General features: G+C 67.2%; 11 protein-coding genes. 4 read left to right on the top strand and 7 right to left on the bottom strand.

Annotated features, from left to right (window positions below; all coding sequences use genetic code 11):
• Window positions 1–76: 76 nt before the first annotated feature.
• The 4 genes from sufD to P0Y41_RS13280 form a co-directional block, all read right to left on the bottom strand.
• Window positions 77–1,288 (bottom strand): Fe-S cluster assembly protein SufD, encoded by a 1,212-nt coding sequence (gene sufD, locus P0Y41_RS13295; protein ID WP_284061795.1) that lies wholly within the window; start codon window positions 1,286–1,288, stop codon window positions 77–79.
• 37 nt (window positions 1,289–1,325) lie between these two features.
• Window positions 1,326–2,756: a Fe-S cluster assembly protein SufB gene (gene sufB, locus P0Y41_RS13290; RefSeq protein ID WP_284061794.1), complete on the bottom strand. Its 1,431-nt coding sequence runs from the start codon at window positions 2,754–2,756 to the stop codon at window positions 1,326–1,328.
• 59 nt (window positions 2,757–2,815) lie between these two features.
• Window positions 2,816–3,733 carry an ABC transporter ATP-binding protein gene (locus P0Y41_RS13285; protein ID WP_284061793.1) on the bottom strand — a complete coding sequence of 306 codons (918 nt, stop codon included), beginning with the start codon at window positions 3,731–3,733 and terminating at the stop codon, window positions 2,816–2,818.
• 137 nt (window positions 3,734–3,870) lie between these two features.
• The gene (locus P0Y41_RS13280) at window positions 3,871–6,636 is read right to left on the bottom strand and encodes a DNA-directed DNA polymerase (protein WP_284061792.1); all 2,766 of its coding nucleotides are present in this window, start codon (window positions 6,634–6,636) and stop codon (window positions 3,871–3,873) included.
• A 289-nt stretch (window positions 6,637–6,925) separates the two neighbouring features.
• On the opposite strand from P0Y41_RS13280, the gene P0Y41_RS13275 reads away from it, so the two are divergent.
• From P0Y41_RS13275 to P0Y41_RS13265, 3 genes are all read left to right on the top strand, one after another.
• Window positions 6,926–7,096: a DUF7331 family protein gene (locus P0Y41_RS13275; RefSeq protein WP_284061791.1), complete on the top strand. Its 171-nt coding sequence runs from the start codon at window positions 6,926–6,928 to the stop codon at window positions 7,094–7,096.
• Between the two features lie 62 nt (window positions 7,097–7,158).
• Window positions 7,159–7,572 (top strand): DUF7322 domain-containing protein, encoded by a 414-nt coding sequence (locus P0Y41_RS13270; RefSeq protein ID WP_284061790.1) that lies wholly within the window; start codon window positions 7,159–7,161, stop codon window positions 7,570–7,572.
• A gap of 85 nt (window positions 7,573–7,657) precedes the next feature.
• Complete coding sequence (locus tag P0Y41_RS13265) at window positions 7,658–8,077, top strand: DUF7346 family protein (protein ID WP_284061789.1); 420 nt, start codon at window positions 7,658–7,660, stop codon at window positions 8,075–8,077.
• Between the two features lie 39 nt (window positions 8,078–8,116).
• On the opposite strand, the gene rad50 is transcribed toward P0Y41_RS13265, so the two are convergent.
• From rad50 to P0Y41_RS13250, 3 genes are read right to left on the bottom strand one after another with little or no spacing between them, the layout of a single operon-like run.
• A complete protein-coding gene (gene rad50 / locus P0Y41_RS13260) occupies window positions 8,117–10,825 on the bottom strand; it encodes a DNA double-strand break repair ATPase Rad50 (RefSeq protein ID WP_284061788.1) in 2,709 nt (902 codons plus the stop codon).
• Window positions 10,822–12,072, bottom strand: a complete 1,251-nt coding sequence (gene mre11 / locus P0Y41_RS13255) for a DNA double-strand break repair protein Mre11 (protein ID WP_284061787.1) — start codon at window positions 12,070–12,072, stop codon at window positions 10,822–10,824. The genes rad50 and mre11 overlap by 4 nt, the downstream gene beginning before the upstream one ends.
• Window positions 12,072–12,536 (bottom strand): DUF7966 family protein, encoded by a 465-nt coding sequence (locus P0Y41_RS13250; RefSeq protein ID WP_284061786.1) that lies wholly within the window; start codon window positions 12,534–12,536, stop codon window positions 12,072–12,074. Before P0Y41_RS13250 ends, mre11 begins: the two co-directional genes overlap by 1 nt.
• A 118-nt stretch (window positions 12,537–12,654) precedes the next feature.
• Between P0Y41_RS13250 and yjjX the strand changes: the two genes are divergently transcribed.
• Window positions 12,655–13,179, top strand: a complete 525-nt coding sequence (gene yjjX / locus P0Y41_RS13245) for an inosine/xanthosine triphosphatase (protein WP_284061785.1) — start codon at window positions 12,655–12,657, stop codon at window positions 13,177–13,179.
• Window positions 13,180–13,189: the final 10 nt, after the last annotated feature.

Here is a 13,189-nt window from a genome sequence, read left to right as displayed (position 1 = left end):
TGTCGGGCGGTGGATCGGGGAGCGAACCTCGAAAACGTCGACGCGTGCGTTCGGAACCGGGAGCGCCGCGAACGCCTCAGTCGAGGCGCGCGACGATCAGGTCGTCGATGTCCTCGCGCAGTTCGTCGACCTCGACCTCCTCGAGGACCGGCACGAAGAAGCCCTCGACGAGCATGTTGCGAGCGGTGTTCTCCGGGATGGACCGGGATGTCATGTAGAACAGGTCCTCCGCGTCCACCTGCCCGACGGTCGCCGAGTGCGAGGCCTCGGTGTCGTGGTTGTGGATGATGAGCTTCGGCGAGGCGTCGGCCTCGGACTCGTCGCTCAACATCAGCGTGTTCTCGCGCTGGTAGGAACTGGTGTCCCACGCGTCGCGGCCGACGTCCTGCACGCCCTCGTACACCGAGCGCGCCTCGTCGTCGAGGACGCCGCGGGTGACCAGGTCGGCGGTCGTGTGCTCGCCGTTGTGCCAGACGCGGGCGTTGATATCGAGGTGCTGGTGGTCGTGGCCGAAGAATGCGCCGACGATCTTCGTCTCCGAGGAGTCGCCGTTCAGCTCCGTCTCGATGTCCGACCGGGTGAGTCGGGAGCCGATGTTCCCCTCGATCCAGCTGATCGTGGAGTAGGTGTCGGCGTCGCCTCGCTTCAGCGTGAAGTTGTACACGTCCTCGTCGAGGTTCTGCAGCGTCCCGTACTGGACGTACGAGTTCTCGCCCGAGGCGACCTCGACGATGTTGCTGAAGTAGCGGTCGCCGTCGACCGCGGTGTCGCCGTTGGAGATGCGCTCGAGGATCGTCGCCGAGGCGTTGTCCTCGGTGACGACGAGCGTGTGGCTGAACAGCGACGTGCTGTTCATCTCCGCGCGGATCTTCACGTCCTCGGCGTCGACGCCCTCGGGGACGTAAATGACCGTTCCCGTGGTGAACAGCGCCGTCGACAGCGCCGTGAGGTAGTTGGTCTCGGGGTCGGTGACAGAGCCGAAGTGCTCTTCGACCAGGTCGCCGTGCTCGTCGAGGGCGGTCTCGAAGTCGAGGACTTCGGCGCCCTCGGCCGAGACGCGCTCGGTCTCGTCGCGCTGATCGAGCGGATCGACGATCGACTCGTAGTCGAGGCCTTCGAGGTTCGTCCAGCGGCGGCCGGGCGTCTCGATGACGCTCGGCATCTCCAACTCCTCCAGCGCCGACAGCGCGTCCAAGCGCGTCTGTCGGAGCCAGTCCGGTTCGTCGCGCTCCGCGGAGATCTCGGTGACGGTCTCCTCGGAGATGCTTGCGGGTAGCTGTGTGCTCATTGTGTGTGGTGAGTGGGTGGTGACGGAGCGCCGGGGGTTACCCGAGCGAGCCCTCCATCTCCAGTTCGACGAGCCGGTTGAGCTCGACGGCGTACTCGATCGGCAGTTCCTCCGTGATCGGCTCGATGAAGCCCGAGACGATCATCTGCTTTGCGTCGTCGTCGTCGAGGCCGCGCGACTGCAGGTAGAACACGTCCTCGTCGCCGATCTTCCCGACGGTCGCCTCGTGGGCGACGTCGACCTTCGACTCGTTGATCTCCATGTACGGCATGGTGTCGGAGGTCGACTCGTTGTCGAACATCAGCGCGTCGCACTCGACGGCCGTCGAGGAGTTCTCGGCGCCGTCGGCGATGTGGACGAGGCCGCGGTAGTTCGTGCGACCGCCGTCCTTGCTGATCGACTTCGACTCGATGGTCGACTTGGTGTTGGGCGCGTTGTGGTACACCTTCGCGCCGGTGTCGATGTTCTGGCCCTCGCCCGCGAAGGCGATGGTGATGTGGTTGTCGGAGGCGCCGCGACCCTTCAGGATCGAGGAGGGGTACAGCATCGTCGCCTTCGAGCCCATCGAGCCGGAGATCCATTCCATCCGGCCGTTCTTCTCGACGAGCGCGCGCTTGGTGTTGAGGTTGTACGTGTTCTTCGACCAGTTCTGGACGGTCGAGTACTGCACGTGGGCGTCCTCGCCGACGAACACCTCGACGCCCCCGGAGTGGAGGTTGAACGCCGAGTACTTCGGCGCCGAGCAACCCTCGATGTAGTGGACCTCCGAGCCCTCCTCGGCGACGATGAGCGTGTGTTCGAACTGGCCCATCCCCTCGGAGTTCATCCGGAAGTACGCCTGCACGGGCATCTCGACGGTGACGTCCTCGGGGACGTACACGAACGAACCGCCCGACCAGACGGCGCCGTGAAGCGCCGCGAACTTGTTGTCGCTCGGGGGGACGCACGTCGTCATGAAGTGCTCCCGGACGATGTCTTCGTGCTCGCGGACGGCCTCGTCCATGTTGCAGAAGATCACGCCCTTCTCCTCCCAGCGCTCCTGCATGTTCTGGTAGACGACCTCCGACTCGTACTGTGCGCCGACGCCCGAGAGGGCGTTCTTCTCGGCCTCGGGGATGCCCAGCTTATCGAAGGTGTCTTTGATCTCGTCGGGCAGTTCCGTCCAGTCGTCGACGCCCGCGCGGACGTCCACGTCGGGGCGGATGTACGGGACGATCTCGTCGATGTCGACCTCCGAGAGGTCGGGCTGACCCGGCCAGTCGGTCGGCATCGGCATCTCCTGGAACTGCTTGAGCGCGCGCAGGCGGCGCTCGTACATCCACTCCGGCTCGTCTTTGTCCTCGGAGATCGCACGGATCGTCTCCTCGTTTAGCCCTTTCTCGGTCTGGAACGCCGACTTCTCCTCTTTCTTGAAGTCGAAGCGGTCCTCGGTGTCGGTCTCCTTGAGATGGTCCTGTTCTGAACTCATAGGTATTGTTTCGTATTTACGGGTGTGTGCATATCAGGCTGTTCAGTAACCATCTCAGGTTACGCCGTCTCGTAGGCTTCCTCGCGGACCCAGTCGTACCCCTCGTCCTCGAGTTTCTCGGCGAGTTCCGCGCCGCCCGACTTGACGACCTTGCCGTCCAGCATGATGTGGACGTAGTCCGGCTCGACGTAGTCGAGGATACGCTGGTAGTGAGTGATCTGGAGGATGCCGGTGTCCTGCTCGTCGCGGAGGGCGTTGATTCCCTTCGAGACGTCCTGCAGGCGGTCGATGTCCAGCCCGGAGTCGATTTCGTCGAGCACCGCGATGCTCGGCTCGAGAATGGCCGCCTGGAGCACCTCGTTTTGCTTCTTCTCACCGCCGGAGAAGCCGGCGTTGAGGTAGCGCTCGGCGAACTTCTTGTCCATGTCGAGCAGCTCCATCTTCTCTTTCAGGAGCTGCTGGAACTCGGCGACGCCGACGTCGCCGTCGTCGGCCGGCCCCTCCATCGGCGAGGTCTCGTAGCCCTCGTCCTTCTCGGATTCGGCTTCGGCTTCCTCGTCTTCGTCCTCGAACAGCTCCTCGCGCTCGTCGAGCTTGGCGTTGAGTGCCTGCCGGAGGAAGTTCACCATCGTCACGCCCTCGATCTCAGCGGGATACTGGAACGCGAGGAAGATGCCGAGCGCGGCGCGCTCGTTCGGCTCCAGGTCGAGCAGGTTCCACGTGAGGTCCTCCTCGTCGACGTCGGCGTCGATGTCGGCGACGTCTGCCTCCGAGAGCGTGAGCGTCACCGAGCCGTCGGTGACCTCGTACGCCGGGTGGCCCGCGATGACCTTCGCGGTCGTCGATTTGCCCGATCCGTTCGGTCCCATCAGCGCGTGGATCTCGCCGTTTTTCACTTCGAGGTCGACGCCCCGGAGGATCTCTTCGCCCGTCTCTGCGACCTCCGCCTGGAGGTTCTGGAGTTCGAGTGTCGCCATGTTCGTGAGTACGCCTCTACGGAGTGATGGGGTCGTTTCACGCATGAAGGTTTCGCATCAGTACCCATCACGTTCCGTCTCTCAAAAGATCGTTTTCAGAATCGGAAAATCGGCTCGGTCTTGTCGGGTCCAAGCGGTCACATGAAGCTGCCGAGCCCGGTCTGCTCTTGCCCGCTTTTGACCTCGTCCCAAGACATGCCGAGCGCCTCGATGATCCGAGCGATCGGCCCCTTCAGCGTTTTATCGAGCATCTTGTCCCAGTCCACCGCAAACTCCGCGGGCACCTCGTCGGCGTACTCGAAACAGATCACGTCGGGATCGCGCTTGAACTCCCCGTACAGCGGATCCGTCTGTGGATCGAGTCCGTGTTCGTCTTCCATCCGTGCCCAGAAATCGGGGTGGACCTTCTCCAGGTAGAGCCGCTTCGGCTTCGATCCGCGCTGGAAGTTGGTACCCAGCATGAGGTTCGCGTACTTGGCGCCGCGGACCTGGGCGGTGTCGGTATCGTAGCTCTCCAGTCGCTTCCCGATGCCGCCGGGTATCCCCACCTCGTCGAGGTCGGCGTCGCCGTCGAGGAAACTCTGGATCTCCCCGTGCAGGTAGTCGGTGATGTCCTCGGTGTCCTCCCCGTGGACGATCATCTCGATGACGCGCTTCTGTACCCGTTTCGTGACGGGCGCGATGTCAGAGCGCTTGTACTCGAAGCCGGTGATGTCGATGTCGTCGACGTCTTTGCCCTCCTTCCAGACGATGTGGCCGGCGTAGCGCTTCTTCTTGCCCGCCTGGAAGAACCGCCGGTACAGCTTCTCGAACTCGATCTGGAAGCGATGCTCCTCGGCGTCGAGTTCCTCCAGCGCGAAGTCGTCGTACCGTCCGTTGATGTGCTCCTCGATTTCGAAGGACTGCTCGATCGCCTCCTCCGTCGAGATCTCGCTTCCGAGGGCGAGCATAATGCTGTCTGTGTCTCCGTATGTCACGTCGTGATCTATCTCGCGGGCCGCCTCCTCGGTGAACTCGATGACCCGCCGACCCATCGCCGTGATCGCGGCGGCGTTGTCCTTGTCGTACAGGCGGAACCGATCCCAGCCCGAGACCCCGTATAGAGAGTTCATGATCACCTTCACACTCGCCTGCTGTCGGTCGTACTGCTCGTAGGCGTCCGAGCCCGGGTCGTGTTCGTTTCGCTCGCCCTTCAGCCGTTCTCGCTCGGTGAGCAGCTCGTCGACCATCTCGCGCATCATCCCGTCGGGCTCCTTGCGGAACCGGGTGCCGTTGGGCGCGCGGTACGTCTCCCCGTCGAAGGCGTCGGGGTCCTCGACGATCGTCTCGGGGCTGGCGTTGATCGTCACCATGCACATCGGGTACAGCGACTTCAGGTCCAGCACCGACACCATCTCCTCGACGCCAGAGATCGGCTCGAAGACGGCGCCGCCCTCGAAGTCCTCGCCCTCCTGCTGGCCCTTCGTCGGGAGGACGAACTGACCGAAGGCGTTGTGGAGGACGTACATGTCGACCGCGTCGCCGGGCGTCGGGGCGTCCTCCAGTTGGCAGCCGACGAACTTGCGCGCGTCGTCCCAGAACGCCACGATCTTCTGCTTGCGGTCGATCTCGACGCACAGCTCCACGTCGCGAACGTTGTACTCCAGCAGTCGCTCGGGGTCGTCCTCCCAGAGATCGCCGATATCGCCGGTGTAGCGCTCTTTCCCCACGTCGAGTTCGAGTTCGCCGACGGCGTCGAGCCGGTACGATTCCAGCTCGGTGAACTGCGTGCGCTGGTAGGCGTACAACAGGTCGAAGACGACCCGGCCTTTCACGTCCGGCCCGCCCCAGCCGGAGCGCCACGTCTCGTTCACTCGTGAGAGCCGGTCTGGCGAGAGGTCGTGCTCGCTCCGGCCGTCGAGTTCCTCACAGCGGTCCATGAAGTACGGCGCGTCGAAATCTTCGAAGTTCCAGCCCGTGAGAACGTCCGGGTCGGTTTCGTCGATGTACCCGATGAACGCGTCGAGCATCGCATCCTCGTCGCCGAACGTCCGCACCTCGATGTCGCCGTCCGCGTCGCCGATCTGCTCGTAGCCGCCGAGGTCGGCCGGCGCGGGTGCGTCGCCGGCGGGGGCGTCGTACAGCCACGCGATGTACTCGTCGCGGTAGGAATCGTGCGAGGTGAGACAGACGATCGGCTCCTCCCCGTCCTCCGGGAAGCCGTTGCGGTCGTCGACCTCGATGTCGAACGTATTTACGCGGATGTCGGCGTCGACGTCTGCCGGTTCGAGGTGCTCGGGTGTCACCTGTAGGCGACCCCGGTCCTCCCCGTCGCGGGCGTCGAGGCGGCGCTCCTCGACCCGCACTCCCGAGGTGACGTCGTGATCGATGAGGAAGCGGTTCGGGAACAGGATGTCCGCCTCGTAGGTGTGCGCGAAGTCGTCGCGTATCTGGCCGACGTCCCGCGGCGTGCGCGCGACGACCTTCGTCACCGGCTCGCCGCGAATCGACTCGAAGCGCTCGCCGTCGGGTCCCTCCTTGCGAGTGTCGAGGATCACGTCGTACTCGTCTGCGAGTTCGCGCTCCGCGATGTCGGCCGTCGGGACGTAAAAGTACGGCTCGATCCCGAGCACGCGGACGTGCTCCGGCTCGTTGTCGGCTGTTCGGCCGAACACGTGGACAACCGGATACTCCTCGGCGCCGGCCCCCTCGACGGTGTAGTCGACGGCGGTGACCATGAACTCGACCGTGCCGGTCGAATCGGGCACGACGACGTCTTCGCGGTCGACGACCGCGCTCACGCGCCCCTGTCCGCCCCCCGCGACGTACGCCGCCTCCTCGGCGGGGCGGTCGCCGTCTGTGTCCCCGTCTTCGGCGTCCTCGCGGCCGGCGAACTGATCGAGGCCCGCCTGCGAATCGCTCATTGCCGGGCCTTTGCCGGTCGCCGATAAAAACCTCCCCTTCGGGTATCGGTCGCCAGCCGCGAACGATCCGCGCGGGCGGGCCCGCTCGGACTGGCGTCGCCCGACCGAGCGCCCGACTGACGGCCGCCGATTGCCCGGCGTCCACGGACCGTTCGGCGCGGTAGCCCCAACGTACCCGGTCGCTGTCGCGGTTCGGACTCGCTCGTGAAATCGACCACAGTGACGGAGATGGCGAGGACCACCGCCACGGAAAGGCATATACCGTGCCATTACTTACCAAGGTTCGGAGATGACCCACGTATCCGACACCCCGTTGGAACGCTCGGGCACGAGCCCGGACGAGGCCGTCGAGACGGTCGAGGCGTACGAGGACGACGGGCGAACGGTGCTCTACGACGCGGAAAATCCGCTCGCGTGGATGGAGGCGAACACCGCCGTTACGCTCGCCGATCTCGCGTAATCCACCGGCTACGACTGCGCGGTCTGACAACCCTTTTGCCGGTCGTTCGCCAACTGACGCTCGTGCTCGGAGAGGACGACGACGACGGAGAGCTGTTCGCACTCGAGCGGCAGTCGAGCGCCGCCGAGGAGCGCGGCCCTCGCGTCGAGATCCCGTCCGTCGGCGACCCCTCGGACTCCCTCCCCGATCCCTCGACGGTCGACCCCGCGATCCAGCGGCCGTTCCTGGCGGCCGTCGTGTACGCCAACGTCGCGCTGCTGGGAATTTCGCTCGGGCTGATGCTCGTCGGGTTCCGCGGCGACTGGCGCTTCGGCGGCACGGCCCTCGTGGTCGGCGTGCTCGCCGGCATCCGCGTCTACCAGACGGTCCGCGCGTTCAAGCAGCGGAAGCGCGACGAAGACGACGACGGAGGCGACGACGCCGACACCGCCGAACGCGGGAGCGGTGACGGCGAGGACGCGAACGCTGACGAGTGACCGCCGGCGCGGGCGACCGTTGCTGGCGACATGACTGCCCGCCGGCACCGACACGCCTTTTCGAACGCGCGCCCGAGCATCGACCATGCAGTCGGTTCGAGGGTCCGATGGGACGCGGTACCTGCTCGTCAAGCGGTCCTCGGAGGCGAGCCTCGTTCGCGACCCGTCGACCGGCGAGGAGCAGTACCTTCCGAACGACAACCTCGACCCGGTCGGGGAGTCGCCGCTGTCGGCCGCCGCGGCCGGCGTGTCGCCCGAGGTCCGTCGAGCGGTGCTGGCGTGTCGCGACGAGCGATCACTCGGTCTGCTCGTGGAGTTTGCGGACCGCGGCGGGCTCTCGGTCCGCACGCTGTTGGACGCCTACGACCTGTGTGAGTCGGACCTGCACGGCCTCGTCGCGGAGTTCCGCGCCGCGGGGCTGCTCGCGGAGGCGACCGTCGCCGGCGAGCGCGGCTACGAGCCGACCGACGAGGCGCTGGCGGTCGTCGAGCGACTGCGCGGGTAGTCCCGCGGGTAGCCCACCGCAGCCCGTCGGTTTCAGCGGTCAGTCGTCCGCGTGTTCAGCGTCGCCGACGGGACGCTCGACCGCCGACAGTGAGGGGTCGGCCACTCGCTCGACGGTCGAGCGGTTCGACGTGGGGTTCTTTTCGACGCGCACGAGCTCGTCGGCCGCCCCCACGAGTTCGTCGTCGTGGCTGACGATCAGGATCTGTCGGACGCCGAAGCCGCGCATCTCCTCGATCAGGTCCGCGAGCCGCGAGACGTGCCCCGAATCGAGGAACACCGTCGGCTCGTCGAGGATGAGCGGCGGCGTCGGCGCCGCACCTTCGATCCCCTCCGCGAGCAGGCGGTAGATGGCACATCGAAGTGAGAGGTTGAACAGCGCCCGCTCGCCGCCTGAAAGCTGCTCGGGATCCAGCGGCTCCCCGTCCTTCTGATAGACGGTGAGCTCGTACTCGCCGTCCAGTTCGATGTGCGAGTAGGCGTCGTTGCCGTACACCAGCTCGAACGTCTCGTTGAGCATCCGTTCGAGGCTCTCGACGTTCGCCCGGCGGAGTTCGGCCCGGAGGTCGCCGTACATCGCCTCCAGCTCTTCGGTCTCTTCGTGGACCGCCTCCAACTCCTCGACGCGCGCGGCCAGCGCGTCGCGGTCCTCGCGAAGCGACTCCAGTTCCTCGATCTCGTTCTCGACGGCGCCGATCCGACTCGTGAGGTCGTCGCGGCGCTCGGCGAGGTCCTCAAGGGCGTCAGTCACCTTCTCGAGGTAGTCCTCGGCGCTGTCGAGGCTGTCGCGGGCGGACTGGACGGCCTCCTCGTCGACGGCCTCCCGAAGCTCGTCGCGCCGCGATCGCTTCGCTGCGAGGAACTCCCGACGTTCGTCGTTACGGTCGGCGATCTCCGCGCGCCGCTCGCCCAAGCGCTCGATCTCCGTCTCCGCCTCGTCGAGGGCGTCGCGACCCGCCTCGACAGCGTCGAGGTCGTCGCGCGCCTCGTCCAAGTCGTCGAGCGCCGCCTCCAGCTCCTCCACGTCGTCGCGCACCTCCCGCGCGCGTTCGGCCTGCGTCTCGGCCGCGTCGCGCTTCTCCTCTGCCTCGCCTTCCAAGTCGTTGGCCTCCTCGCGGAGGGTCGCCGCGCGCTCGCGCTTCTCGGCGATCTCGGACTCCTTCTCGGCGATGCCGTCCTCGAGGAGCTCCCGAGTGTCGTCGATCTGACCGATGCGGTTCTCGGCCTCAACGAGCGCCTCGGCGCGCTCGACATCGGCCGTGCGTTCCTCCACCCGGTCGTTCAACTCGGCGAGCGTATTTTCCAGGCGGGCGACGCGCTCGCGATCCTCGTCCAGCGCGTCGACGTGGGGGGAGTCCGCGACCGACTGGCCACACTCCGGGCACTTCCCCTCCTCCAGCAGACGCTCCGCCTCCTCGACGCTGGACCGGGCAGCCGCCAGATCGTTGCTCGTCTCGCGAACCTCCGCTTGCACGTCGGCGAGTGCCTCTCGAACCGACTCGCGGTGTGCCGTCGCCTCGCCGACCGCGACGGGTTCGTCGTCGAACTCCGCGGTCAGCTCCCCGCGCTCGGCGGTCGACTCCGCCAGCGACGCCTCGCGCTCCTCGAGCGTCTCCGCCGCCGCTTCGGCGTCTGCGTCGAGTTCGGCCGCGCGCTCGCGCTTCTCCTCGGCGCGCGAGGCCGCGTCCGCTGCCCGCTCCTCGAGCGTCTCCGACTGGGTGGACAGCGCGTCCGCACGGGATCGGGCCTCGCGGAGCTCCTCGCGCACCTCGTCCTCGCGGTCGTCCAACGCCTCGCGGCGAGCCGCCAGCGTCTCGGGGTCCGCGTCGTCGACCGCGACCACAGCGAGCCGCTCCCTCAGCGTCTCTTCGGCCTCGTCGACGCGGTCGCGGAGGTCGCCGACTCGGTCGCCGAGACGCTCGCGCTCGGCCTCGTCCTCGCGGATCGTCGTCTCCAGATCGTCCACGTCGGCCTCCAGTTCCGCCAACTCCTCGCGGCGCTCCTCGTGTTCATCGAGCACCGAACGAGCCTGTTGGCGGCTCTGTTCGGCCTTCTCACGCTGCTGTTCGTAGTTCTCGATCTTCGCGTCGACCTCGGAGAGGTCCGACTGGAGCGCGTTCAGCGTCTCGTGGGGGTCCTTGGCCTCCCGCTCTTCGATTCGGCTCTCGTAATCGCGCAAGAGCTCGCGCTTGTTCCCGAGCACCTCGTTCACGCCGAGGCGAGCGTTCCCGGCGCGCTCGCGGTACTCCTCCAACCGCCCGAGTTGGAGGAGGTCGTCGATCATGTCCTGGCGTTCGGTCGGCGTGGCGTTGATCAGCTTGTTCACCTCGCCCTGGCGGACGTACGCGCAGTTGACGAACGCCGCCGCGTCCATGCGCAGGAGGTCGGCGACGAACGCCCGCACGTCCGTCGCGCCGTCGCGATGGATCGCTTCGTCGTCGGAGTCGAGCGTGCACGTCGTGGTCTGAATCTGTTCGCCGTAGCGCTTCAGCTCCCGGCGCACGTGGTAGGATCTGCCGTCGTGAGTGAACCACAGTTCGACCTCGCTCTCCTCGGCGCCGTTGGTCACCATGTCCCCGAGCGTGCCGTCGAGCGCCTTCGAGCCGTACAGCGCGAAGAAACACGCCTCGAGGAGCGACGACTTCCCGCTGCCGTTGAGCCCGTGTATCACCGTCACGCCCTCGGTCAGCCGGAGGTCGGTGTCGACGTACGGCTTGAAATTCCGCAGTCGGATCCGGTCGAACCTCACTGTGAATCACCCAGCGTGAGCTGGCTGTCGGTGGGACCGTCGGCGCCGGAGCCATCTGAGACAGCGTCAGCGGTGTCGGCCGCGGCGTCCGCTCCCACGGGAGCGTCGCCGTCGCCATCGTTGTTGACCCTCTCCTCATCGTCGCCGTCGATCCGGCCTTCGATCCGCCGTTTCACCTCCGCTCGGACGTTCGAGTCGGGCAGTTCGCCGCGAACCACCTCGTCCACGTCGCGGGCGGCGTCGGACAGCCCGAGGTCGCCGATGCGATCGCGAACGGCCTCGTCGGGGTCAGCGAAGCTCACCGACAGCTCGGTCTCGGTTTCGATCTCCCGACGGTCGGTCACCCGGGCGATGAGCGCGCCCCGTTCGGCGGCGAACTCCTCGACGGCAGCCGGGGCGATCGGCTCGCCCTCGCCGGTGATGCGCACGATGACGACCGCGTCCTCCACGTCGCGCTCGCGAACGCGGTCGCGGACGCGGTCGATTCCCTCCTCGGGGGCGAGCTCCACGTCGAGGAAGACGAACGGCCGCGTCTCCAGCCCTCGTCGGCGGATGTCGACCGCGTCGGTCCCATCGCTTGCGTCCGCGCCGAGTCGGACGAGGTTGTACCCGCGGGGGTCACGCTCGCTGGCGGAGGCCCGCTCGGTCGACCCGCAGTACGTCACCCACGCGCCCGATACCTGCGCGGTGTCGGGGGCGTGGTTGTCGCCCAGTAGGACGGCGTCGAAGTCCACAGTCGACGCTCGGAGCACTTCCTCGGTGTCCCAGTCGGCGTACGCGAACGGCTCGAACAGACCGTGGCTCACCAGCGCCGCGACGTCGGCGTCGTGGGGCGCGAACTCGTACTCGAGTTGGGCTCGGCGGCTCTCCGGGACGTGATCGAGCCCGTAGAACGCCGCGTCTCCGATCACGGTCGGCTCGTCGTCCAGCCGCGTTGCCAGCCCCATCGACTCGAACAGGTCGAGCCACTGCCCGCCGCGGGTCGACTCGTGGTTACCGACCACAGCGAGGAACGGGATGTCGGCGTCGTCCAGCGTCCGGAGGGCAGAAAGCACCCCCAACAGATCGGGGAGGTCCGGCCGCCGGTCGTGAAACAGGTCGCCGGCGTGGACGACCGCGTCGACCGAATCGGTGACCGCGTCGGCGACGACCCGCTCGAAGGCGTCGAGGAAGTCCGCTCGCCGCTCGGGCGAGTGGTACTGCCGGTACCCGATGTGGGTATCGCCGGTGTGGATAACCCGCGTCATCAGTTATCGTTCGATTGTCCCGCCGTCGGCATATGCCTATCGTGAGCGGAGTGAACGTGGTCCGCCGCGGTCGCGTCGTCCACATCGGTCATCTGACCTGTGGCGTCCACCGCCGTCTGGGGAGTCGCGGCGCGGTACGCGCCCCTGTACCGATCGACGATGTCGAGGACCGCTCGCGCGCGTGCCGCGACCGCTGCCCGTGCTGACTTCGACGTCGCCGTGACCGGCTCCGATCCCGTCGTCCTCGCAACGTCGCGGAGTCGATCGAGACCGTCGGACTCGACGAACGCGACGGCGCGCTCGACGCTCTCCATGGCCGCCTCCGCGTGGGCGACGAACGCGCGGTCAGCGGCGATAGACCGATCCGCCGGGTCGGATCGTGGTACCGCCCGCGACCGCCCGCTGGCGAACGCGCGCAACGTGGCTCTGATCGCCTCCGAATCGTGGGTCCCGCCCCGTGTCACGGCGGTCTTGGGTCCGGCATCCGACAAGAACCTTCGGCCCGCTCGCGCCTGCCGCGCGGTTCGCGATCACGCCGCGACGAACGGGAAGACACACGTGTGGTCGCACCAACCGCCGGGTATGCGGATCGGCGTCGGCTCCGGTAATCCGGTGAAGCGCGAGGCGACCGAGCGAGCGGTGGCGGACAGCGACGGGCTGGCGGGTGAGCCGGTCATCGAGTCGTGCCCCGTCTCCTCGGGCGTCTCCGAGCAACCGCGCGGGCACGAGGAGACCCGACTCGGCGCGGTCAACCGGGCGGAGGCGGTGCTGGACGAAGGGTACGATCTCGGCGTCGGCATCGAGGGCGGCGTCGCGGAGTACGACGATCGAGGGGCGCTCTTTCTCGTGATGTGGGCGGCCGTCAGCGACGGCGAGCGAGTCGGGCTCGGAACCGGTCCGAGCCTGGCGTTGCCCGACGCTATCGCCGCGCGCGTTCGCGCCGGTGCGGAACTCGGTCCCGTCATGGACGACGTGCTCGGGGAGTCGCACGTGGCGAGAAACCAGGGCGCCGCCGGCGCGCTCACCGGCGGGCGGGTCGACCGGACCGACGCGCTCCGGACTGCCGTCGCGGGCGCGCTCGGCCCGTTCGTCACCGACCTGTACTGACCGGCTGCTC

The sequence above is a fragment of the Halobaculum halobium genome (genome assembly GCF_030127145.1).
In the GTDB taxonomy this organism is placed as follows: Archaea; Halobacteriota; Halobacteria; order Halobacteriales; family Haloferacaceae; genus Halobaculum; species Halobaculum halobium.
This window is presented reverse-complemented; position numbering and strand designations above follow the sequence as displayed.